The organism is Rudanella paleaurantiibacter, assembly GCF_009184635.1.
In the GTDB taxonomy this organism is placed as follows: domain Bacteria; phylum Bacteroidota; class Bacteroidia; order Cytophagales; family Spirosomataceae; genus Rudanella; species Rudanella paleaurantiibacter.
On sequence record NZ_WELI01000009.1, the window covers coordinates 81,583 to 105,692 of the forward strand.

20 protein-coding genes are annotated in these 24,110 nt (G+C 53.3%); 8 read left to right on the plus strand and 12 right to left on the minus strand.

Annotation, left to right across the window (positions count from 1 at the left end):
- Positions 1 to 3 precede the first annotated feature (3 nt).
- On the minus strand, positions 4 to 1,296 hold the full coding sequence (locus F5984_RS19360; protein WP_152125875.1) for a competence/damage-inducible protein A: 1,293 nt from the start codon (positions 1,294 to 1,296) through the stop codon (positions 4 to 6).
- Between the two features lie 78 nt (positions 1,297 to 1,374).
- Between F5984_RS19360 and F5984_RS19365 the strand changes: the two genes are divergently transcribed.
- The 3 genes from F5984_RS19365 (at position 1,375) to F5984_RS19375 (ending at position 4,010) form a co-directional block, all read left to right on the plus strand.
- On the plus strand, positions 1,375 to 2,124 hold the full coding sequence (locus F5984_RS19365; protein ID WP_152125876.1) for a DUF4197 domain-containing protein: 750 nt from the start codon (positions 1,375 to 1,377) through the stop codon (positions 2,122 to 2,124).
- A 172-nt stretch (positions 2,125 to 2,296) separates the two neighbouring features.
- Positions 2,297 to 2,644, plus strand: coding sequence for a gliding motility protein GldC (gldC, locus tag F5984_RS19370; protein ID WP_152125877.1), 348 nt, complete (start codon positions 2,297 to 2,299; stop codon positions 2,642 to 2,644).
- A gap of 169 nt (positions 2,645 to 2,813) precedes the next feature.
- Positions 2,814 to 4,010, plus strand: a complete 1,197-nt coding sequence (locus F5984_RS19375; RefSeq protein WP_152125878.1) for a TlpA family protein disulfide reductase — start codon at positions 2,814 to 2,816, stop codon at positions 4,008 to 4,010.
- A gap of 170 nt (positions 4,011 to 4,180) precedes the next feature.
- On the opposite strand, the gene F5984_RS19380 is transcribed toward F5984_RS19375, so the two are convergent.
- From F5984_RS19380 to F5984_RS19405, 6 genes are all read right to left on the minus strand, one after another.
- On the minus strand, positions 4,181 to 5,737 hold the full coding sequence (locus F5984_RS19380; RefSeq protein WP_152125879.1) for a GH3 family domain-containing protein: 1,557 nt from the start codon (positions 5,735 to 5,737) through the stop codon (positions 4,181 to 4,183).
- Positions 5,738 to 5,837: 100 nt separating this feature from the next.
- Entirely contained in the window at positions 5,838 to 6,614 is a 777-nt protein-coding gene (surE, locus tag F5984_RS19385) for a 5'/3'-nucleotidase SurE (RefSeq protein ID WP_152125880.1), read from the minus strand.
- A gap of 88 nt (positions 6,615 to 6,702) precedes the next feature.
- Positions 6,703 to 7,665, minus strand: coding sequence for an oxygen-dependent tRNA uridine(34) hydroxylase TrhO (gene trhO / locus F5984_RS19390; RefSeq protein ID WP_152125881.1), 963 nt, complete (start codon positions 7,663 to 7,665; stop codon positions 6,703 to 6,705).
- Between the two features lie 284 nt (positions 7,666 to 7,949).
- Entirely contained in the window at positions 7,950 to 8,753 is an 804-nt protein-coding gene (locus tag F5984_RS19395; RefSeq protein ID WP_152125882.1) for a DUF2490 domain-containing protein, read from the minus strand.
- Positions 8,750 to 9,538, minus strand: coding sequence for a carbonic anhydrase (locus F5984_RS19400; protein ID WP_246169161.1), 789 nt, complete (start codon positions 9,536 to 9,538; stop codon positions 8,750 to 8,752). Before F5984_RS19400 ends, F5984_RS19395 begins: the two co-directional genes overlap by 4 nt.
- A gap of 584 nt (positions 9,539 to 10,122) precedes the next feature.
- Positions 10,123 to 10,893 (minus strand): DUF3050 domain-containing protein, encoded by a 771-nt coding sequence (locus F5984_RS19405; RefSeq protein ID WP_152125883.1) that lies wholly within the window; start codon positions 10,891 to 10,893, stop codon positions 10,123 to 10,125.
- Between the two features lie 216 nt (positions 10,894 to 11,109).
- Here F5984_RS19405 and F5984_RS19410 point away from each other — a divergent pair, with 216 nt between their 5' ends.
- Complete coding sequence (locus tag F5984_RS19410; RefSeq protein WP_152125884.1) at positions 11,110 to 11,784, plus strand: hypothetical protein; 675 nt, start codon at positions 11,110 to 11,112, stop codon at positions 11,782 to 11,784.
- Complete coding sequence (locus tag F5984_RS19415) at positions 11,771 to 13,417, plus strand: S8 family peptidase (protein ID WP_246169162.1); 1,647 nt, start codon at positions 11,771 to 11,773, stop codon at positions 13,415 to 13,417. The genes F5984_RS19410 and F5984_RS19415 overlap by 14 nt, the downstream gene beginning before the upstream one ends.
- 21 nt (positions 13,418 to 13,438) lie before the next feature.
- Here F5984_RS19415 and F5984_RS19420 read toward each other — a convergent pair whose 3' ends face one another.
- Entirely contained in the window at positions 13,439 to 14,647 is a 1,209-nt protein-coding gene (locus F5984_RS19420) for a S8 family serine peptidase (protein ID WP_394367441.1), read from the minus strand.
- 175 nt (positions 14,648 to 14,822) lie between these two features.
- Here F5984_RS19420 and F5984_RS19425 point away from each other — a divergent pair, with 175 nt between their 5' ends.
- On the plus strand, positions 14,823 to 15,248 hold the full coding sequence (locus F5984_RS19425; RefSeq protein ID WP_152125885.1) for a DUF1810 domain-containing protein: 426 nt from the start codon (positions 14,823 to 14,825) through the stop codon (positions 15,246 to 15,248).
- A 301-nt stretch (positions 15,249 to 15,549) separates the two neighbouring features.
- A complete protein-coding gene (locus F5984_RS19430; protein ID WP_152125886.1) occupies positions 15,550 to 18,231 on the plus strand; it encodes a M14 family zinc carboxypeptidase in 2,682 nt (893 codons plus the stop codon).
- A 77-nt stretch (positions 18,232 to 18,308) separates the two neighbouring features.
- Here the strand turns inward: F5984_RS19430 and F5984_RS19435 are convergent, their stop codons facing one another.
- The 3 genes from F5984_RS19435 to F5984_RS19445 all read right to left on the minus strand — a co-directional run bounded on the left by F5984_RS19435 (position 18,309) and on the right by F5984_RS19445 (position 20,944).
- The gene (locus F5984_RS19435) at positions 18,309 to 19,706 is read right to left on the minus strand and encodes a sulfatase family protein (protein ID WP_152125887.1); all 1,398 of its coding nucleotides are present in this window, start codon (positions 19,704 to 19,706) and stop codon (positions 18,309 to 18,311) included.
- A gap of 117 nt (positions 19,707 to 19,823) precedes the next feature.
- Entirely contained in the window at positions 19,824 to 20,261 is a 438-nt protein-coding gene (locus F5984_RS19440; RefSeq protein ID WP_152125888.1) for a hypothetical protein, read from the minus strand.
- A gap of 92 nt (positions 20,262 to 20,353) precedes the next feature.
- Complete coding sequence (locus F5984_RS19445) at positions 20,354 to 20,944, minus strand: NUDIX hydrolase (protein ID WP_185155577.1); 591 nt, start codon at positions 20,942 to 20,944, stop codon at positions 20,354 to 20,356.
- Between the two features lie 68 nt (positions 20,945 to 21,012).
- On the opposite strand from F5984_RS19445, the gene F5984_RS19450 reads away from it, so the two are divergent.
- Positions 21,013 to 21,912 (plus strand): DUF2911 domain-containing protein, encoded by a 900-nt coding sequence (locus F5984_RS19450; RefSeq protein ID WP_152125889.1) that lies wholly within the window; start codon positions 21,013 to 21,015, stop codon positions 21,910 to 21,912.
- Positions 21,913 to 21,993: 81 nt separating this feature from the next.
- On the opposite strand, the gene F5984_RS19455 is transcribed toward F5984_RS19450, so the two are convergent.
- Positions 21,994 to 23,688 carry a sodium:solute symporter gene (locus tag F5984_RS19455; protein ID WP_152125890.1) on the minus strand — a complete coding sequence of 565 codons (1,695 nt, stop codon included), beginning with the start codon at positions 23,686 to 23,688 and terminating at the stop codon, positions 21,994 to 21,996.
- Between the last annotated feature and the right edge of the window lie 422 nt (positions 23,689 to 24,110).

Below are 24,110 nucleotides of genomic sequence, written 5' to 3' on the forward strand. Positions count from 1 at the left end.
GTTTTATGAAGTGTATGTTGATGAAGCAAGCAGTTGTTCACGCACCATGTTTAGCCCGTAGGCCGTGGTGAGCTGAATATTCTGATCGCGGTACTGCCCCAGCCGAAGCAACCGAGTCACGGTTCGGTCGGGGGTAGCGCATGCAATCCAGATGGTACCCACGGGCTTGTCGGGCGTACCGCCATCGGGCCCGGCAATACCGCTGGTAGCCAGGGTAATATCGGCACCCAATGCCCGGCGCGCCCCTTCGGCCATTTGCCGTACGGTTTGTTCGCTCACGGCACCATGCTCGGCAAGCGTAGCCGGGTCGACACCCAGTTGCCCCACTTTGACAGCGTTGGCATAACTCACGATACTTCCCTGAAAATACGCCGACGAACCGGGCGTTTTGGTGATTTGGGCGGCAATGTACCCACCCGTACAGCTTTCGGCCGTACCAAACATCAGCCCGCGTTCTACCAGCAACCGCCCTACCACGGTTTCGAGTTCGTCGGTATCAAACCCAAACACATACTCCCCAATCAGGGGCATTACCTTATCTACCTGCTCCGCCAGCTCGCGGTCGAGCCGGGCGGTATCCGTTGCTGAGCCCGTCGCGGTGAGCCGCAATCGTACCTGCCCGAAATGCGGCAGGTATGCCAGCCGAATGTGCGGAGGGAGTGCATCTTCCCAAGCCTCAATGCGTTCGGCCAGAAACGACTCACCAATCCCCACCGTCCGAATCATCTTGTGCTTGATAATGGGCGTCTCGAACCGTTCCTGCAACTTCGGCAGAATCCGGTTCTTCATGAGGCTCTTCATTTCAAAGGGCACCCCCGGCAACGACACATACACTACGCTGCGGCCGTTGTTGCCTACCTGATGTTCAAACCACATACCGGGGGCCGTGCCCCAGTCATTCTGAATATATTCGGCATTGGCGGGCAAATCGGCCTGAGTCCGGTTGAGGTCGGTCATTTCGCGGCCGCGCTTCACGAAGAAACTCGTTACCAGTTCGAGGGCCACCTCGTTCCGTACCATGCCAACCCCAAAATAGGTGCACAGCGTTTTCTTGGTGATATCGTCTTTGGTTGGTCCCAGCCCGCCGGTTATAATGATCAGATCGGCCCGATTGTGAGCTTCTTGCAGTGCTTCCAGAATAGCCGGGGCTCCATCGCCAACCGACGTTTTGCGCACCGTGCGAATCCCCAGATTGGTGAGTTCAGTGCTGATCCACTGCGTATTTGTATCGGTTATCTGACCGAATAAAATTTCGTCGCCGATGGTGATGACCTCGGCGCGGACCATTTCTGTCATGGTTGAGGTCTAAATTTTCGCCCAAAGGCTAAACCTTTAGGGTATTTTATGCGTCAAAAGTACAAAACGCTTTATCGAATGAGAAAGAAAATTTGGTTGATGGCCCTGCCTCTGCTGTGCCTTCACGCTACATCATACGCTCAGGACACCACGACTCCGCAAAAGCCCCGTTCGGTATTCGGGCAGATTCTGGACGCTGTTACAAAACCGGCGTCAGGTGGTGCTCTCTCCAACGCCGATATTGCCAGCGGCCTCCGCGAAGCCTTGCGGGTTGGTATCAATAAAGGGGCCGATCAGGCATCGGCTACCGACGGGTATTACAAAAACCCGCTCATTAAAATCCTGTTTCCGCCCGAGTTGCAACGGGTTGAAACCCGGCTCCGGCAAATTGGCCTCGGCCCGCAGGTCGATCGGTTTGTGATGTCGCTGAATCGGGCCGCTGAAGATGCAGCACAGAAATCGAAACCCATTTTTGTGAAGGCCATCACGTCGATGACCATCCAGGATGCCATCGGGATTTTGCGCGGGCCACAGGATGCCGCCACGCAATACCTGCGCCGGACATCGGGGCAGGAGCTGGTGAAAGCCTTCACGCCCGATATCGATGCCGCTCTGAAGAAAAACAACACAACCAGATACTACAGCGATCTGGTCAATGCCTACAACCGGATTCCGCTGGTGCAAAAGGTAAACCCCAACCTGACCGAGTATGCCACCAATAAGGCCGTCGATGGGCTGTTTATGCTGGTAGCGCAGGAGGAGAAAAACATTCGCGAAAACCCAGCCGCCCGGGTTACCGATATTCTCCGTCGGGTGTTTGGGAGCTAATACCTATTGCGCCATAAAACAACCAGAGGAGCCCGGTAATGCCCAGAATTTGTGGTTCTGGGCATTACCGGGCCTTTTGATTCGTACTGGTAGCTAACTCCACAAAACGCTTTAGGCCGGATATACCCCCAATGAACGTTAGCCCCGACAAATCTCTCCGTATCTTTGCGCCATGAAGAAGTCAGATATTCACTTTACCGTTGAGCTGGATACCCAGAACGTACCCGATAAAATTTACTGGGATGCCACCGATAACCCAAATGAAGGCCTGAGCGACACCCGCGCTATTGCCATTTCGATCTGGGACCATTACCATCAGGGTACGCTCAAAATGGACCTCTGGACCAAAGACATGGAGGTTCTTGACATGAAGCGCTTCGTGATTGAGATCATGGATGGCCTGGCCAGTACCGTTGAGTCGGCTACGGGCGATGAGCACATGGCCCGCGATATCATGAGCCTTTGCCAGGTGTTGAGCCGCCGGGTGAAAGAAGAAATGAAGCAGCAACAACAGCCATAACGCATTTGTCGTTTTTAGTGTGTCGTTTTGGGTATGGATCGGCCCGTTTTTTGCTAACACTCTTACCACAAACGATACACTAAACGCTTGCAGTTCTCCGACTTTGGGTAGTGATATTCATCCTGAACCCGGAGCCGGACCGTCGAGATTTTCTCCTGACACTTGTACCATGAAACAATTCGCAACCTGCCTGTTGCTGCTGATTAGCCTGACCAACGCGTTGGCCCAAAAGGGCGGCATCACGTTCCGAACGGAGCCAATTGATGGGATATTTGCCACGGCCCGTAGCGCGGGCAAACCCGTATTTGTGGAGATTTACTCCCCAACCTGCCATGTATGCCAGAGCTTTATTCCAACCCTGGCCGACAGCCGGGTGGGTAAGTTTTACAACGGTAAGTATGTGAGCACCAAGCTCGACATCATGAACAAGGCTACGCAGGCCTGGCTCACCAAAAAGAAGCTTTACGTACCCTCACTGCCCCTGTTTTTGTATTTCGACAACAAGGGCAACCTGATGCACCTGGCCATGAGCAATAACTCAGCCGATGAGGTGATCCGGCACGGGACACAAGCCCTCGACCCGGCCGCCCGTGGCACCAATTTCCGGCAGCGGTTTGCCAACGGCGACCGAAACGGCAATTTCCTCATCGACTACGGCATGTTTGCTAAGGTGACCACGGATACCGTCACGAACATTCGGGTGATGGAAGAGTACGCCCGTCAGCAACCCGCCAACCAACTGGCGAGCCAAACCAACTGGCTCGTTACCCAGAAACTGGTGATGGATATGGACAACCCTCTGGCTCAGAACCTGATCAACAACATTGGTCAGTACAAAGCCTATGGGGCCCAGGAGCCGCGCAACGTAGCTGAAAACATTCTGATGTCGACCCTGTACAGCGGTCGTGGGGCCCAGTTCCCAATCAATAAAATCATGCAGGTACGCGACGGTCTGGTACGCATCGGAATCGACCCGAAGGTCGCTGCCAACCGCACCCTGCTCCCCGAAGTGAACGCTCATTTCAGAGCCCGTCAGACCGCCAAGGCCGTTGCCCGGATGGACAGTCAGGCCACCAATTTTCCGCTTTCAGTAGCTGAATACCTGTACATCTCGCGGTTGTTTAACAAACAAAGCCCCGACCCGAGCGATGTGCCGACGGTGACCAAATGGATCAACAAAGCCCTGAGCACCAACAAAGCCACAATTCAGGAGCAGGCCGACCTGTACTATGAGCTGGCACAGGCTCAACACCGTGCCAACAAAGACGCCGAAGCCCGCAAAGCGGCCCAGAAAGCCCTTGAACTCGCCAAAGCGGCCCGTATCGACACCAAACGCAACGTGCAGCAACTGGCCGATTTAAAGTAGGCACTTTCTTTTGAGTTTATAGTGAATGTAATGTAGCGAGCCCTTCAAACCTACTGGCTGCCTACAGCATCAAAAAAGGGGGACCGAAGCAATTCGGTCCCCCTTTTTTGATGTGTGGAAATGGTTGACATACCTCAACCATCATTCACATTAAACAACCTTTGTTAGCCTCACGGCTGCACACGGGCTTTATCCAAAAATCCCTGCCAGTCGTCGATGAGGGCTTTTTTGAGTACCCGAGGAAACTTATGCTGCCCGCCCATTTTACCTTTTGAGTCCATCCACTCGTAGAAAAGCCGGGCCGGCACTACCGTCAATTCCAGCCGCTTCAGGGCATGACGGCGCTCTACCGCATAATCATCGTTTAGTTCGCAAAGCTTGTTATCAATTCGCTGCCGGAGATCATCGGCATCCACCGGATCGTCGGTGCCAATGTACCAATGGTGGCCAAACTCGCGGTCGAACGTCTGCCCAGCCACGGTAAACTCGCGAACAGCAATGCCGAGGTCGTCGGACACCAGCTCAACGGCCTTGTTCATGTTATCAACCGACAGGTGCTCGCCACACAAACTCAGGAAGTGTTTGGTACGACCTGTAATCACGATTTCGGCCCGGCGCTTGTTTGTAAACCGGATGGTGTCGCCAATCAGATAACGCCACGCACCCGAACAGGTCGAGATCAAGAGCGCATACTCCTGCCCTTCCTCCACATCGTCGATCATGAGCGTTTCGGGGTTTTCGACCATCTCCCCGTCCGACGTAAAATTGCGCTCGTTGAACGGGATAAACTCGAAGAAAATCCCGTTGTTCAGCACCAGTTGCATCCCCTCGGCGTTGGGGCGGGTCTGGTAGGCCAGAAAACCCTCCGAGGCCAGGTAGGTTTCGATGTAGGCAATGGGTTTACCCAGCAGTTTCTCAAAACCCTTCCGGTACGGCTCAAACGATACCCCACCGTGGCAGAATACGGCCAGGTTAGGCCATATTTCGTGGATATTTTTGACGTTATAGCGGGCAATGATCTTCTCCATGAGCAACTGAAGCCAGGCCGGAACACCCACAATAAACCCAATGTCCCAGTGAATGGCCTGCTCCGTAATTTCATCGAGCTTCAGGGCCCAATCGCGCTCACGGGCAATGTCTTTCCCCGGCTTGTAGAACCGTTCAAACCAGAATGGAATCTGGCTGGCGGTAATGCCGCTCAGGTCGCCCACCAGCTGCCGCCCCCGGCTATTAAGGTTGGTGCTACCACCGAGCATGAGGCATCCTTTTTCGAAGGTAGCCGCGGGCAAGTCGTGGTACCCCGACAAGGTCAGGATCTGCCGAACACCCGTTTTCTGGATGGCTTTTACCATCGCTTTGGTCACGGGAATGTACTTGGAAGCCGCTTCGGAGGTACCCGAGCTAAGGGCAAAATATTTCACCCGACCGGGCCAGGTTACGTTTTTTTCCCCGTCGAGCGACCGGTGCCACCAATTGGCAAACATCCGGTTGTAATCATGAATCGGTACCAGTTTTTTGTATCGCTCGTAGAAGTCCCGCTCCGAACCAAACTCTACTGATCGCAGCAGTTCGTCGAAGTGATAGCTTTCACCAAAAGCCGTGTATCGCGCTTTACCAACCAGCTTGCTGAAGGTTTTACGCTGCATTTTCAGCGCGTTGATCCGGCGACGACGAACCACTTCCGTCAACCGAATGCCGCGCTTTAAAACGTTTCCCAGAAGGGCCATAGTTTTGTCAATGAAAATGTTGAATGATTACCAGTGGTGATGCCCTCCCCGCCTGTCTGCTCCGCCATCTGTTGCTTCACCGGGGCATCATCACCCCTTTTTACAACCCCCACTGCTGTATCTGTTCGACCGTCGAGTACGCTGTCAGGTCGTACTGGCACGGCACCACTGATACATAATTGTTAGCCACCGCGTACTCGTCGGTGTCCTCAGCGTGGGCGTCGTAATTTACGAATTCCCCATCGAGCCAGAAGTACCGTCGACCGTGGGGATCGCGCCGTTCGTGGAAACTTTCCTCCCATTTAGCGTTGGCCTGTCGGCAAACCCGAACACCACGCAGCGGTTCAGGGCCGCGCGCCGGGAAATTCACGTTTAAAGCCACGCCCTTGGTCAGGCCGTTTTGCAATACGTTCTGAGCAATGTTAAACACATGCTCACGGACGTGTGAGAAATCAGGCTGGCGACTAAAATCGCCCAACGAAAAACCAATGGCCGGGATTCCTTCAATAGCCGCTTCAATTGCGGCCGACATCGTCCCCGAATACAGTACACTGATTGATGTATTGTAGCCGTGATTAATGCCACTCACGACCAAATCGGGCGAGCGGTCTTTCAGAATATGATGCTTGGCCAGCTTCACGCAGTCGGCGGGTGTGCCGGAGCATTCGTAGGCAATGACCTCCCCAAAAATATCGGCCGGGTAAAGCCGCAGCGGATTGGCAATGGTGATGGCGTGTCCCATACCCGACTGAGGGCTGTTGGGGGCCACGACAATGACAGTGCCAAGTTCCTGCATCACCTCAACGAGCGTCCGAATACCGTGGGCCGTAATGCCGTCGTCGTTAGTTACTAAAATCAAAGGCTTTTGGTGAGCCATACGAATAGGTTATGGGGTACCGTTTGGGAGTAAACGCCCATGCTTGCCCGAAAGCAAACAACGACGATACCCCAATACGACAACCGGGTTAGTGTGTTGTTGCCTGACTACCGGCAAAACTTTTGTACCCCTGCCAGGGGGTGTAGCCTTCCGACTTTTTGCTGTAATACCCCGTGCCGTCGTACGCCCGCAACTGAGGGTCGCTTAGGCAGGCATCGGTGCAGGTGCCCTGATGCTCCCAGCCGCATTCTTCGCACATGGCTACGTGGTTGTTGCAGGCCGGGCTGGCGCAGTTGACCATGCGGTCTGAGGCCTTTCCGCACCGGTAGCAGGTCGAGACTACTGTCGGGTTTACCTGGTTAACCTCAACAGCCACCCGGTTATCGAAGACGTAACATTTACCGTCGAAGTCTTCGCCACCCGCTTCAAGGCCGTATTTGATAATACCACCGTGCAGTTGGTAGACATTCTGGAAACCCTGCGAAATTAGGTAGGCACTGGCTTTTTCGCACTTGATCCCACCGGTGCAGTAGGTGATCACCTTCTTGTCTTTGAGATGGGCAATCTCGTCGACATGCTCGGGCAGTTCGCGCAGGTTTTCCATGTCGAAGGTAATGGCCCCTTTGAACTTACCCACCGAATGTTCGTAGTTCGACCGCATGTCGACCAGCACCACATCGGGATCATTTTTAAGCTTTCGGAACGATTCGGGGTCGAGGTGCACGCCCGTTTGTTCGAGTGGGTTTACGGGCAGGTCAGAATGCACAATTTCCGGTTTCACCCGGACGTGCAGTTTCTGAAAAGCGTGCTGTTCGTGCTCTTCGACTTTAAACTCAAGTGCTTCAAACCGGGGGTCGGCTTTCACGGCGGCCATGTAGGCCTCGCAGTCGGCGGTCAGGCCCGAAACGGTCCCGTTGAGCCCTTCGGGTGCCACAATAATGCGCCCGAGCAGATTAAGCCCTAAACAGAGTAAGTGATGCTCTTCCCGGAAGGCTTCTGGGTCGGCAATTGGCGTATAGCAATAATATAGTAAAACGCGATATGGTTTCATTAGTATGGGTGCTATTTCAGACCGCAAAGATACGGCTTTCGGCGTACAGATGTTACCAATTTGGTCGGAAGCCCCTTTGTTAGGCAAGCTTCATTACCCCCACCTCCCTACCGAAGGCGTTTGCACCTGTTTCCCCTATACGTTTTACCGGTAATCTGCCCTAACCTCTATACCCGAATAAAAAGAAAGCCGCTGGGGCATCGATCGATGCCCCAGCGGCCAGAACAGGTACTTAAGTTGGCTATTTACAGACTAACCAACAGACTAGTTACCCACCTAAGTTGCTATTTTTTCCGAAGGTCCAGGTTCACAATTGTATTGACAATCAAACCATTGTTATACTGGAACACATTCCGGTTTTGTATCTCACGGGGCAACTGCACAATTTGCTGAAAGAAACCACCTTCCAGTCTGAATACCGGGTTGAAACGGTAGCCCACCAGCAGGCCAAGGCGGTTCTGATCGAAGACATTCTCACCTACGTTACGGCCAAAACTGGCAAAAAGCTCATCGTAAGCTGCCACGTATGGGGTACGGTCTTCGAGTTTGGGTTTGCCCAGCGGCAACTGCGCCCGAAACATATACCGAATGCGGTTGGAGTACACCGTTTCATCCGGCCGGGGACTATCGGCACTCAGATAACGGCCAATCCAGCGTTGTTCGAGCATGAACCGATGTGCAATGTCGACTCGGCCAACCGGATTACTCAGGGTCATCATCTGAAATAGTCGGTGCTCAGGAAACTGCCGCCCCGCACCCTGAATAGGGAAATCACCGTACGGAAACGTTTCGATCCAGGCATACCCCGCCCGCAGGGTTAACCGGTCATTCACGCGGTAGTTAACCCCAGTCCGTAGCAGACTTTGCTGCCATTTCGTCACAAACTCATCGCGCCGAAACTGATACTCCAGATGCCCACTCCAACGCGCTGAAAATGTTAAAGTTGATACGTTGGTGAACCAACCAATGGTGTTGTTATCGCGCAAACGGGTATTCTGCGCCTGTACCGCCCCGAAAATCAACCAACCCAATAATACCAGTATCGAGCAAACTACCCGGCTTCGTCGCTCAGAATTAATACCGATCATCGTCCCGATGTAGTATAGCCGACCATGCTGGGCAGGGTTTCGGGCAGGAATTCCACCTTGCCTGTACCCAGATTATACACAGCACCCACAATCAGGATTTCGCCGTTCTGGTATTTGCGTGAGAGTACCGGGTCCAGATCGCGCAGGCTGTTTACCTGTTCGATCACATTCTGACGGATAGCGTTTTCGAGCAGATTACCTCCCATCGCTTTTGCTTTCTGGGCAGCCGGTTTGATACTATTGACCAGCGCGATAATGTGTCCGGGCAAATTTTCGGGTCGTTTCACGGCTGCATCCACGGCTCCGCAACTCTGATGCCCCAAAACAACAATCAGTTTAGATCCCAGGACTACACTGGCGTACTCAATACTGCCGTATGAAGCCTCGGCCATCACCTGACCGGCCGTGCGAATAATGAACAAGTCGCCCACTCCCTGATCAAAGATAATCTCGTTTGGTACCCGACTGTCTGCACAACTGACGACAATGGCAAATGGCTTTTGTCCTTTTTCTGTACTGGTAAGGGCCGCCTGATCCTGACGAGGTCGTATACTTTTGTGCTCGACAAACCGACGATTGCCGCCCATGAGCTTGCGCAAAGCGATACGAGGATCAGCATAAGCCGAGTCTCGATTGACCACATAATGATCTTTGCGCCACTGAACTGAGTCGATTGTGGCCGGTGTGGGTTGGGGTGTGGACGCCCGTCGCCGGGACTGCGCTTCGGAGATCGTCGCTAAACAGGTTGACACTAAAAAGGTGGCAATAAGTGAGTGGATTTTCATGGAATAATTATGTTAAACAGTATCCATAAAACTCACTAATCAACCAATGGTTACCTAAATCCCTTAGAGGATGTTTAGAAATATATTAGAAAATTATTAGAACAAATAAGTTTACAAAAACCTATTTTACATATCTCTAATACTTAAATCATACGATAAGGTATGTTATCTAACCTTCTGTTATACTTAAAAGAGTCGATCAAGTTAAGAGAGCGTAGAAAAGGATATACTTCGCAAATTAAGCACAGTCAAGAAGTGCCCAATTATCAAAAAAATCCTATTTATGGATTAAAACTAATGAGGCTTTATAATTAGCTCGGCATACCAATTTAAGACTCGGATCGGCTCATTGGGCACGGCTTTAAGGCTAGCTCGAAACGAACTCTTGTTTAAGTTTTGCTTAACTTTTTTGCTTAATAGTTGAACAATTATCCACGGATATCGTTAAAAACTATAGATACGTCAGCACGGCGTGACGCTTATATACCCCTCGGCGGGTTTTTATAGGATGTAGAATAGTGTCGAATATACAACTTCATCGACAAGCCCCCGCCTTCCAGCGGGGGCTTTTGTTTTATCTGCTTTTACCCATTTACGAGGCTCAGCTCCGCACAAACGGCATCCCATAACCGAATGCGCGCCTGTAACGCCCGGATAGTCCAGTCGGTGGCCTCGGTCCATTTCGCTTCGTCGGTACCACACAGTTCCTCAACCATCTGCATTGCCAGGTGGCTGTGGTGGTCACCGTCGAGTTCAATATGCCGCTCCAGATAGTATCGGAACGTGTCGAGTTGTCCATTGCCGGCATCAAGCTGCCGCACAATCTCGATAAACATATTTGGAATCAGATCTTCACGGCCAAACGTAAACACCGACGCAACCAGGTGAGGCTTGCCGGTATCGATCACATCGAACGTAAACTCGACAAACTTCCGTACGCCCTCGGGCAGGTTGAGATAGGCCAAACTCTCCCGTACCGGTTTCCCGGCGGCTACCTCGCTCACCAATTGGCGCACCGGAGCCGTATCGGCCCCCATTTGCTCCATTGCTTCGAGATACAGCTCGTAATGGCTCAAGCGCCGACCATCGGGCGTTTCGTCAGACTCCTCGCCCGTCACAATTTCGTTGATCAGGTACCGCACAGAGCCATTGCCCACCGGCACCCAGGGCACCGACGTACAGGTAAGCTGAATCTGTAATCCCTTCAACAAGGACATGAAATCCCAAACCGCAAAAGCGTGGTAACGGGCAAAATCGCGCAGACCGCTCAAATCCTGCACAGATTCGTAAATTTCATGCTGGAGAAGTTCGGAACGGACCGGCTCAATGGCAGCCTTTAAGTTATCAATTGACATATACCAGATTTATTAATTCTTCAAATGTATGCAGTGGGTACTCCCTTTCCAGAAAGTTTGTCAAACAAAATTGTTGGCCTCATTGCTGTTGTTTTAGCCTGTTCGAGTAGGAAATTGACACCCAATACCCTTTGAGACATCGTAAGCTTGCTCCAACGTTTCGGTTGATCCATTTCGGTTACCCAATTTCTGTTGAACCGTTTGCCTCATTTGCGTATGCGCTACCTCGTGTGGTTCGTTTTACTGACCTCGTGCCGTCTCGATCCAAGCCCGACCGCCTTACCCGACTCGCTCTATTTCCCACTCCAAACGGGTAATTTTCGGGTGTACTCGGTGACGGAGCACGTGTACAGACCGGGTCAGACTCTGCTTACCCGACAATACCAATGGCGACACACAACAGGCACTCCGTTTTTGGGCCTTTCGGGCGACAGTACCTACCCCATTACGTACGCACACCGGCTCAATTCGGATTCGGAATGGCACACCGATTCAATAAGCGCTGCCCGGCTAACCTCGGCCGAAGCCCTGCTCACGCACGGCGGCCAGACCACCGTCATGTTGGCCTTTCCGGTAGCTAATGGCACACGCTGGAACAGCAATCGTTACCGAAATGAACCGCCCGACGAGTTTGTGATGCAACAGTGCCACACCCCTTTTCGTACGGGTGCGAAAGACTTTGTCCGCACCCTAACCGTTATTCAACAAAACGACTCTACCTTAGTCTCTCAGGATAAGCGGGTAGAGGTGTACGCTCAGGGCGTGGGACTGGTGTACGCTGAACGGCAACAAGTTCGCTTTTGCGCGGCCGAAGCTGGCTGCGGAACCCCCACAGCGATCAAGTCTGGAATTAGACAATTTATCCGTCTGACGGAATATGGAAACAAATAAGCTACTGGTTCTTTGGTTTAGTTTGATGATCGGGCTGGTGAGTGCGGGGGCTCAGGCTCAAACAGATACCGGGCGGTACCTGGTTCTGTTTCGCGACAAGGCCAACTCCCCTTTTCGGACCACCCAACCCGAACAGTTTTTGTCGGCACGGGCTATTGCCCGGCGGGCCCGACAAGCCATTACGGTTACCGAGCGCGACCTGCCCGTTAACCCGGCCTACGTAGCCCAAATCCGACAGGCAGGGGCAGAGGTGCTCTACACGTCGCGATGGCTCAATGCGGCCCTGATTCGTACGTCGGCGTCCACCCTGCAGCGGGTGTTGGCTCTGCCGTTTGTGAAAGGGCTTGAGTACGGGCAAACCATTGGCCGGGCCCGCGTTGGGGCTTCTGGACAAACCAATACCGCCGGGAAATTCGGGCAAGTGGCGGCCGAGCCTCTCCCCTACGGCTTCTCGTCGGCGCAACTGAACCAACTGGGGCTCAACCAACTGCACGAACGCGGGTTCCGGGGAGAAGGTCAACTGGTGGCGATTATGGACTCTGGGTTTCCCAACGCCAACACGGTATCGTACCTGCGCCCCCTCGTCAGCGAAAACCGGATTGTAGCTACGTATGATTTTGTGGCCAACAACCGAAACGTGTACGACGACGACAGCCACGGGCTCAACGTACTCTCGATTATGGCTGCCACGGCCGACAATCAGTTGTATGGCGGGGCTTTCAAAGCAAGTTACCTACTGCTGCGTACCGAAAATGCCGCAACGGAATCACCCATTGAAGAAGCCTACTGGCTATTGGGTGCCGAAATGGCCGACAGCACCGGGGCCGATGTCATCAACTCCTCGCTCGGCTACACCGAGTTCGACCCCGATTTTAGTGCCGTTGATCATACGTACAGTCAGATGGATGGCCGCACCACCCTCGTCAGCCGGGCCGCGCAGTGGGCTGCCGAATCAGGTATGGTGGTTGTGGTATCGGCAGGCAACGAAGGGGCAAGCCCGTGGCGCTACATCTCGGCCCCGTCAGATGCGGTTGATGTGCTGGCCGTAGCAGCCACCACCACGGGCGATGTGCGAGCCGCGTTCAGTAGTTTCGGTCCCGCGCCCGACGGCCGGGTGAAGCCCGACGTAGCCGCCATTGGACAAGGTACCATTTTGGGTAACAGCAGCGGCCGGATTGTGAGCGGATCGGGCACTTCGTTTTCAAGCCCGCTCATGGCCAGTTTTGTAACGACTCTCTGGCAGGCTTACCCCAAACTCACTGCCCGCGAGATTGTAGGCGTTGTTCGACGGGCGGGGCATCAGGCTCTGAATCCTGATAGCCAGCTTGGGTACGGCATTCCAAACTTCGAACGGGCATCAGCCCTGGCCGAGCGGCTTTCGTACACGCTAGCCTCACCCAATCCATTTTCTGATGCCGACTTTGTGACTGTTCCCTGGAGCGATACCCCGACCACCGAGCCTATTGAGGCCCGCCTGACCGACCTAACGGGGCGCGTACTCTGGCAACAAACCCTCCCGGCCGAGCGCGCTCTGACGGTTTCGTTCCGGCAACTGGGCCTTTCGCCCGGCCTTTACCTGCTCACTCTGAATAGCAACGGCACGCGTAAGACCGTCCGGCTGATGAAGCGGTAAGGGTTAGTCTGCTCTCCTGCTTTATTCCTTGGCCATAGGATCGGGCTGTCCATCGGGGTCACCCGAAACAGTGCCTTTCAGGGGCAGTTTGTTGCCGCGTATGTACAACAAACCAGCTACGTGCGGAGCCGCCATAGAGGTGCCTGACAAGGTTGCATAGCGGCCATTTCGGTATGTCGATTGAATCCGAACTCCGTAAGCTGCTACATCGACCGAAGGGCCGTAATTGGAAAACGACGCAAACCGATCTTGTGCATCCATCGCCGATACCGTAAACACGTTGGAATGGTTGACGCGGGCGGGCGACTGCCCCTCAACCGATTCGCTCTCGTTACCGGCCGCAATGGCGAATAAAATGCCCCGGTCCGCTGCCAGCCGAATTACCCGGTCAAGCGTGGGCGATTGCCCCTCTCCGCCTAAACTCAGGTTGACTACGTCGCCCGGTTTCCCGGTGCGGTACACATGGTCGACAGCGGCAATGACACCCGACAGCCGCCCTTCGCCTAACTGATCGAGCACTTTCAACGCCACCAATTGCGCCCCCGATGCTACGCCCGTAACGCCGATGTTATTGTTAAGCGCCCCAATAATACCCGCGACGTGTGTACCATGCCCGTTATTATCTTCGGCTTCGGCGGAAGCTGAGGTAGCTCCACTCAAAAACGACCGACTCCGGCCGGTGTCGACGTTCAGATCGGGATGATCGAGGTCAATACCGGTATCAATTACCCAGGCTGTGCGGCCTGTTTGGCGGTCGCCCCGCCCATAGCCCGTTTGCCGGATATTCCAGCCGACCGTACTGGGGCTGGCCACCTCAATACAGGCACACAATGAAACGGTCCGGTCGGGTTCGAGCAACTGCACCGACGTATCGCGCCAGAGGGCCTCGGCCTCAAACGGGTTGAGCGTAGCCACAAACGTGATTTCCCCGTCGGTTGCGGTCAAAACATGCGCCTGGGTCTGACTTATCCGGTGATTTTGCAGGAAAACTTCCACCAGCCGATCGGTCGCCGGGCTGGCTTGCCGGGCATTGGGAGCGGCTGGAACCTCTGAAAATTTGGAGGTTACGATATACTGACCACTTATGGCCAATCCATTGGAAGCCGAAGCTTTTACGAGGCAATCGGTAGCGGGAGCGAGTGTACTGTTCAGACGGTCAGATGACTGGCAGGCCATTGTAGCCGCACTCAACAGAGCGCAGCGAAGCAGAGAAAATGAAGTCAATCGCATGGGGTTTTATAAGCACGGTGACGTGTAACGTAGCGATTGCTTCATGCAGAAAGTGCGTGTACAGATTGAGAAGTTACCGACTATGTAACGCCCGGTTTACTGTAAAATTGCTACCTTACCACGGCTGGCAAACAGTACTTATGGCATCACGCTAAAACTAACTCAGACACACCACATGACAGATCCATACAACCTGCACAGGTTCATCGACGCTCAGGAGGGCGTTTATGAACGAGCCCTTGCCGAAATACAAAATGGCCGGAAACGATCCCATTGGATGTGGTTTATCTTCCCGCAGTTGAAGGACATAGGCTACAGCGAAACGTCCAAATTCTACGGTATCGCCAACCTCGACGAAGCCACCCTTTATCTGGAAAATGAGATACTGAAACACAGACTGATCGAAATTTCAACCGCGGTACTCTCCGTACACGGGAAAACGGCCAACGAAATTTTTGGAAGTCCCGATGATGCCAAGCTACGGTCGTGCATGACGCTATTCAGCCTGACTGCCAACACCGACGATGTCTTTGAAGCCGTTCTGACTGCCTATTTCAACGGACAAAAAGACCCGAAAACCCTCCGAATTCTGAACGTCTGAACGGACTTTCTCATTGAAACAGGCGTTTAAGGCACCTCACTCGCTTTAAACGCCTGTTTTTCCCTTTCAGAAAAACCCAACTCCCGGCACCCAACCAGTCACCAAAGTGGTATCGGTACACTTCCAAAAACTAACGCATCCGAAACAGTACCGGGTCGGCGGCTGCGGTAGCAAACCAAATTGCAGTTCCGTAAACTACTTACAAAAAATAACTAACTAAATTAGTTATAAATCTGAATATCAATACACAAAGTACATTTTCATATATTGGCATAAAATTACATACAATTCACCCTTGGCTATGAAAAAACTATACACATGTTTCGTTCTGGGTGTGGTCTTCCTGATGCCGATGTGGCTATTTGCCCAAACAGGCAGATACCACCGGATTCGGGTTGCCATCCATCCGCAACAATTGGAATATTTATTTAATCACGGGTTGGATGTTGACCATTTCAGCTACGAAAACAAGCGGGATTTCACGGCCGAAGTCTCCGACGCCGACGTGGCCCTGTTTCGGCGGGCAGGTGTCAAGGTCACCTATCTGGTTCGGGATCTCGAAAAAAACTACCAGGCTATCAACGCCCGTATCGACCGTGAGGCCGCCCGAGCGGGCAAAGCACGGGTAGCAGCGGTGAGCACACCGGTCAATTTTAGCCTCGGATCATACGCCGGTTATTACACCTACGCCGAGCTCCCGGCTATTCTGGATCGGATGCGGGCCCTCTACCCCAACCTGATTTCGGTACGGTCGAGTATTGGTAATTCGGTACAGGGCCGGCCGCTCTACATGGTCAAAATCAGCGACAACCCTGATGCAGACGAAAATGAACCCGAACTGTTGCTCAACGCCCTTCACCATGCCCGTGAACCCATGAGCCTGAGCCAGCTGATTTTTTTCATGTGGCATGTGCTCGAAAACTACAACAGCGATAAAGAGATCAGAACGCTGCTTAACAGCTCGGAGATTTACATTTTGCCCTGCATAAATCCTGATGGGTATGTGCATAACCAAACCACCAACCCCAACGGAGGGGGCCTCTGGCGCAAAAACCGACGAACCAATACAGACGGTACGTTTGGTGTCGACCTCAACCGGAATTACTCGTACAACTACGCCCTCGACAACACCGGCTCATCGGCCACGCCTTCGTCAGATACATACCGGGGCACGGGGGCTTTTTCGGAGCCCGAAACGGCCGCCTTACGGACGTTTGCCGCCAGCCGCCAGTTTGTGACGGCATTTAATTATCACTCATACAGCAACGTCTGCATTTATCCGTTTGAAAGCCTCAACCCCAACAACAACGCCGAATTGAGCACATTCCGGGGCGCGGCCACCTACCTCACCGCCGACAATGGTTTCAAAATTGGCAATGCCTACGAAACGGTAGGCTATAAGGCCAACGGTACCGCCCCCGACTGGGAGTTTGGCGAGCAGGTTGCCAAAAGCAAAATCTACGGATTCACCCCCGAAATTGGCTCGTCGACCGACGGGTTCTGGCCCGCTTCGTCGCGGATCATCCCGCTCAGCAATACCATGATCGAAATGAACCGCCGAATGCTGCGCATATCTACGTACTACGGCCGGGCTACCGTCAGCAGCCCCCTTTCGGTCACGCAGCCGGGCGGCACGGTTGCCACGCTGGCCTATCAGTTCCAAAACTTCAGTATCAAGCCTGCCAGTTACACGGTAGCCACTACCAGTTTAAGCCCGGCACTCGCCATCAGCAGCCCAAGCCGTACCTTCAGCGGGCAGGCCATGCTCCAGACCAGCCCCGGCTCGCTGAGCGTTACGGTAGCCGCCAACACACCAGCTGGCACCCTGTTGCCTTTCGAGATTGCTGTCGACAATGGGCTATCAGTCATTCGAGACACAGTGACGCTAACGTTTAGCCCGTCGTGTGGTACACCTTCCTCCCTGACGGCTTCGCCCATTACGGAAACGAGCGCTACGCTGGGCTGGCTACCTGTATCCGGGGCAACCAGTTACGCCGTGTCTATCAAACCTAAGAGCACCACGGCCTGGCCCGCCGATGTGCTCGTTTCGACAAATTCATATGCCGTAACAACCCTCACCAACGGCACCGATTACGATTGGCGGGTGAAGCCAACGTGCGGCAACTACGCAAGTTCATCGTTTAAAACCCTCCTCCAAACCTGCTTCCGTGAGACGGGTGGGCAAGTAGTCTTTGAAGCCGAAAACTACCGAACCTCTACGACAGGCACCGGAGCTGCAGCCGGCCGAATCTGGTCGCCCCTGAGTGTGAGCACAGCATCGGGTGGGCAGGCCATGTCGGCATCGGGAACGGGCCTTAATTTGCAGAACAACCTGGTTGGCCCCCGGCTCGATTATGCCATCAATTTCACCACCGCAGGTACGTATTATGTGTGGGTGCGCATGGCAGCCGGGCCCAGCACCACCAGCGACGATTCGTTCCACCTCGGCCTGAACGGAACAGCCGTTACCCTAAACCCGAGCACAAGCAACTACAACAATGGCAATACCGCCTGGACCTGGCTCAAAGCGGCTGGTTCGACCGCATTCCGAGTTGTAATCTCTACGCCCGGTTCGTACACGTTTAACCTGTGGATGCGCGAAGATGGTGTACGAATCGACAAGTTTGTGCTTACCACCAGCGCCACGTACACGCCAACCAGCACCGGCCCGGCTATGAGCAGTTCCTGTAACAGTCCATTGCCCGCAGCGAGTCGCTTGAGTGCTTCGGTCGATGAGACCGAGCTGGACGTAGTGGCCTTTCCGAACCCGTTTGATGATAACATCACGGTAAGAATAAGCCCAAATGACCAGGAAAGTAGGGGCCGAATGATTGGGGCCGACGGGCGAAGCTACCTTCAGTTCAGTATTCCGGGTAATGAATCGGAGCGGGTGATTGGAACCCGCAACCTACCGGCCGGGGCTTATTTCATCGAGATCATCCAGCAAAACCGGCGTCGGGTAGTACCCGTACGAAAATTGTAAGCTAGTATTTCTCAACCCAAAAGGGGGCGGATGCTTATCTAGGCATCTGCCCCCTTTTGGGTTCTCCTACCTCCGCCTTACCGCCCCATACCCGCCGGGCGTTGCCAGGGGACAGCTCCACCCCGCCGGATATGCTCCATCAGCTGTCGGGTTAGCTGCTCACGCATGCCCCGGTCGGTGTCGGCCAGATTGTTCCTCTCGTACGGATCATTGCGTAGGTTGTACAGCTCATACGGGGCAAATGGCGTGGGTTGTAACAACTTGAAATCGCCCTGCCGCACGGCATGAATCTGCAACCCTTTGTAGGTATCGTGTCCCTCGCGACGAACAAAATAAAGCGGTCTTTGCCGATCACCCAGCGTATCTTTTCCGGTAATGAGCCCCGCAAACGACTGCCCTTGGATGCCTGCGGGTACCGGCGTTCCTGCCAACTGAAGTAGAGTCGGCATCCAGTCCATCAGCAACAAAGGCCGGTCAGACTCCGTGCGGGGGCGAATACCAGCCGGCCAGCGTACACCGGCCGCAATGCGCAGACCGCCCTCGTACATGGTGCCTTTAACCCCCCGGTAGCCACCAACATTCGCTTTACCCGGCCCCCAACCGCCATTGTCGCTGGTAAACACAACCAACGTATTTCGGTCTTGCCCATTGGCACGCAGCGCAGCCAAGACCCGCCCAACGTTGGCATCCAGATGCTCGATCAAAGCCACCAGTTTTGCCCGGGTGGGGTCAATACCGGGGCGCGTACGGGTCACGCGGTCCAGATCGGCTGCCAGAGGTTGCAGAGGGTCGTGTGGGGCGGTGTAGGACAGATACAGAAAAAAAGGAGGGTCATTGGCCCGCTGACGCTGCCGGACCTGTCCGTTCAGATAGGAAATAGCCGCATTGGTAAACACGTCGGTAGCATGACCGGGTGGGTTAATTACCTCTTTATTGTGGCGCATAAAGTTTTGGCCGTTCCGCTTTTTCTCGACGTAATTATCCATCATATCGCCCAGAAACCCGTAAAACTCGCGGAACCCACGCCGGTTGGGGTGGTTCTCAGGTTCAAGCCCCAGGTGCCATTTGCCAACCAGAGCCGTGTGGTAACCTTGTTCGGCCAGATAATCGGGTAGCAGTCGGCCGGGGGCCAGATACCCCCAACTATTGGTCGTATCGTCGCGGATAACACCCGGCACCCCCATTCGCTCAGGATACCGGCCCGACAGCAAAGCCGCCCGCGACGGCGAACAAACCGGGCTGTTGGCATAAAAGCTCGTGAACCGCATTCCTCCGCGAATGAGGCTATCGATATGTGGTGTCTGTACATCTTTGGCCCCGTAACACGACAGGTCACCGAAGCCCAAGTCATCAACCAGAATAAACAGGATGTTTGGGCGGGGCGACCGGGGTTTGGGCCTCGACGGGGTATGCAAAGCTGTCAAACCTAAACAGCCGCTACAAAACAGAATGAGAAGAAGGTATCGGGTACGCATGGAGAGTAGTCAGTTACCCCAAAACTAAAAAGGGACAGCGCAATGATACGCTGTCCCTTTGGCAAATCTATGAACAGTTCAGGCGTTTACGTCCTAAACGGGTTATGCTCACCCGGTTTAATTACCGGTTGGCACCTCTTCGGCTGGCACAATCGCGATTGGCTTAGCCGGTTTCCGCGACTCTTTGGTAGCTACCTGAGGGCGCGGATTCTTGTAATTGTAGCCCGCTACAATCTCCGGATTGGTGTTCCGGTTCCGGCGGGGGGTAAAGGTAAGCCGGGTTGCGCCCTGCTCAGTATTAGCCGACCGCTTGTAGTCGCCCATTCGCACCTGACGCCGTTCCTGACGACCCAGGGTAATTTCCGACTCCCACGCCTTAGCTGCGGCCGCTTTGTTCGGGTGTTTATAGTTTCGAGTGGAGTACGTCGGATCATTTTGCAGTTTGTTCTCCTGCTGAGCAAAAGCTGTAGAGAGAAGAACTGCGCCGAGGAAAAACGATCCCACCGCACGCCAAACGAAGGTCCGGAGGGTTGCCCCTTTCGTTTGACTATTCATGTTTCTATGGTTTGATTGAACATACTCTTTCGAGCTGCTACACAATTATAACCATCAAAAACATAACTATTCTTTTAGTTAGTAGGTATTTTTTAAATTTTTTCTGATAAATAGGTCAAATTCCTCGTCTTTTTAACCATTCTCTCTATTGACTCTTCGGTCGTATAACGAATGATATCTTGTAAATCTACCCAACATATAGCTTTTGTTTCGCCCGAGTGCACGAAGGGTTCCAACGGATTTGCCTTGAACAAATACCGAATATCATAGTGAAAATGAGCTGGTTCTGCACCACGGGCGGGTATCAAATGCACATCAACGTCGAATATTTCCGGTATCTGGTTGGCCGAACCGAGAGTCGTAAGCTGGGTTAGGCCGGTTTCTTCGTGAGCCTCCTGCCGGGCCACGGCCAAAATATCGGGGTTACCGTCGGCATGTCCGCCCGGTTGAAACCAACGATCGAGTTTCCGGTGATGAATCAAGACCACCTGCAACTGGCCGGGCTGAGTCGGGTTAGGGGCTACAATCCAGGCCGAACCCGTAACGTGCCCCACTGAAAGTGATCGCTCAAAACAGTCGGGGTACTTCTCGACGAAAGCAATGGTATCGAGCCACATGGTCCGTTCATGGGGGTCGGTAGGCTGGTACCGCTGGAGCTGGGTAAGCAATGGTTGACGGTGCATTGTCACAGTTATAGAAAAAAAATGCAATTTCGCGCCGTAATTGGCTTATCCAAAACGTGTTTAACATCATGCGTAAATTACTTCTTTCAGCAACCACGCTTTGTCTGGTGGCCCAACTGGCCACCGCTCAAATTCGTCTACCTCAGCCGAGCCCCGGTGCTTCGGTGATGCAAACTATTGGTACTACCGATGTTACGGTAAAGTATTCGCGCCCCAGCCTCAAAGGACGGGAGCCGTTTACGAGCGCCTTTGTTCCCTACGGTAAAGTATGGCGTACCGGTGCCAACGCGGCAACCAGCTTTAACACCACAACCGACCTGATGGTGGGTGGCCAGAAATTACCAGCCGGCACGTATGCGTTGCTTTCTATTCCGAGCCAGAATGAGTGGACACTTATTTTCAGCAAAAACGGATCGGTAACGGAGCAAAACTACAAGCAGGAAGAAGACGCCCTGCGTGTGCAGATTGCCGCAGCTCCGGCTGCTGAAAAAACGGAAACGTTTACCATCAACTTCAGCGACGTAACCGACAGCACGGCCAACATGAACATTGTGTTTGGTAACGCGAAAGCAACTGCCAAGCTGGGCGTTGACGTAACCGCTAATGCTTCGGCCAACGTAGACAAAGCCGTTGCCGACAAACCCGAAGATCCGGCCGTATTGCAGGCCGCTGCGGGCTACAATCTCTCAAAAGGTCGTAATCTGGAGCAGGCTCTGTCGTGGGCCGATAAGTCGATTGGTATGAAAGAGACCTTCCGCAATGTATGGCTGAAGGCCCAGATTCTGGCCAAGATGGGCAAGTTTGCCGAAGCGGTGCCACTGGCACAAAAAGCCCTGAACCTGGGTGAGACTTCAGGCGATGCCGCGTTCCCATTCTTCAAAGATGCCATTGCTAAAGGCGTAACCGAGTACACCTCGAAACTGCCCGTAGCTTTGCCAGCTGCTAAAGGCAAGAAGAAGAAAAGCTAAAAAAGCTTGTCCGTACGAAAAAAGGATAGCCCGTAACTGGGCTATCCTTTTTTCGTTTATCTGTATCAACAGGAAGCTAACCTAGGCCTCAGGGGCTTCTTTTTTAAACTGCTCGATGAGCCAGGCGATACCCACCACCAGCACGCAACCCACCACATTGAGCCATAGGAAGGCCATCAGATTCAACTGCCAGCACACCACAACCAGTATTTCGCCAAGGACTGCGGCCAGAAACGTGGCCCGGCCGCCAATATTCTTGAAATAAAAGGCGACAACAAAAATCCCCAGGATGACCCCGTAAAACAGGGAGCCCAGAATATTGACAGCCTCAATCATATTGCCCATTCGGTTGGCAAACTGAGCAACCACAATACAGAATACCCCCCACCCTACTGTGGCCCAGCGCGACGCAGCTACGTAATGCGCATCGCTGGCACCCGGACGCAAACTTCGCTTGTAAATATCGACGACCGTGGTCGAAGCCAGTGAGTTGTACGCAGCCGCAATAGACCCCATTGACGCACTGAAAATGACGGCGATAAGTAAACCAATGAGCCCGTGCGGCAGGTAATCGAGCACAAACCGGAGAAACACATAGTTCGTATCGTTGGTGTCGGCCGTAGGATTGTTCTTTTTAATCAGCTTAACTACATCATCCCGATTGGTTTTAATGGCCGCATCGGCATCAAGCAGAGCTTTACGGGCCGATTCGACGCCCGCTTCACTGTCTGCCTGTAGGGCCTCCTGCAGGTTTAACACCTCTTTTTGCCGGGCCGTGGTCAACAACTGATGCTTAATTTCGAGCAGGTTGTATGCCTGTGCATGCGGGCTGTTGCGTAGTTTGTCGGTCTCCTGAGTATTGAAGAAAACAGGTGACTCGCGGTATTGATAAAACACAAATACCAACACACCCACGAGCAGAATCAGAAACTGCATGGGTACTTTGAGCATACCATTCATGAGCAAACCCAACCGGCTTTGCCCAACCGACTGCCCCGTGAGGTAGCGCCCCACCTGCGACTGATCGGTACCAAAATAAGAGAGTTGCAGAAAGAACCCGCCAATCAGCCCCGACCAGATATTATACCGGCTTTCGGGATTAAACTCCAGATCAACCAGGTTCATACGACCCGCCTTTCCCGCTACCTGTAGGGCATCGGTGAAGCCCACGCCGTCGGGCAACATATGCACCGTGATATACCCGGCTACAGCCATAGCCCCCGTTACAATAAGCATTTGTTGCAGGTGTGTGTGCGAGATGGCCTTAGTACCACCCGTAACAGTGTACACCAGCACAATGCCGCCCATAATCAGGTTGGTGAGGTATATATTCCACCCCAGAATAGTGGACAGGATAATGGCCGGTGCGTAGATCGAGATCCCTGTTGAAAGGCCCCGCGAAATGAGAAACAGGATGGCCGTGAAACTACGCACTCGCCGATCAAAACGGCCTTCCAGAAACTCGTAGGCGGTGTAGACCTTGAGCCGGTGGAAAATCGGGACGAAGGTGATCGAGAGCACCACCATAGCCAGTGGCAAACCAAAATAAAACTGCACGAAGCGCATTCCGTCGGAAAAGCCCTGACCCGGTGCCGACAAAAACGTGACGGCACTAGCCTGTGTCGCCATCACTGACAAACAGACGTGATACCACGGGAGTGAGTTTCCGGCCAGTAGGTAATCGTCCATATTCCGGTTACCCCGGCTCCGGTAAATGCCGTAAACAATAATAACCGTAAGGGTAAGCCCCAAAACGCCCCAGTCAAGTGTACTCATGAAAGCCAGGTCATTAGGGCGTAACAAATAATAATTTCGGCAACCAGAGCACTCAATACAATAGTGTATAACTGGCGCCAGCTGTTGACAAAGGGAGGAAGATCAGGATCTCGAGGGCTCATACGGTAGGCTGTAGGGAATGAGGGGCGAAAATAGACAAAAAGGAACAGGCAGGAAAGGAGAAACGGATGAGTAACTCCCCGAATACATAAACGACCAAATGGATTGAATGCACAAAAAATAATTTGTAAAACGCAATTTTTAGGTTGTTACGCAAAAACCATTCCATCAACGGTCGTTTTTAGCCCCTTTATTCACCCACTTCTCTATCTCCCACCCAACCCTATAGATTAAAATTTATACACTCAACTTTTCAAAACAGAGTTCATAAACGCGCTGAAACGCGCAATTGGGCAATTGTA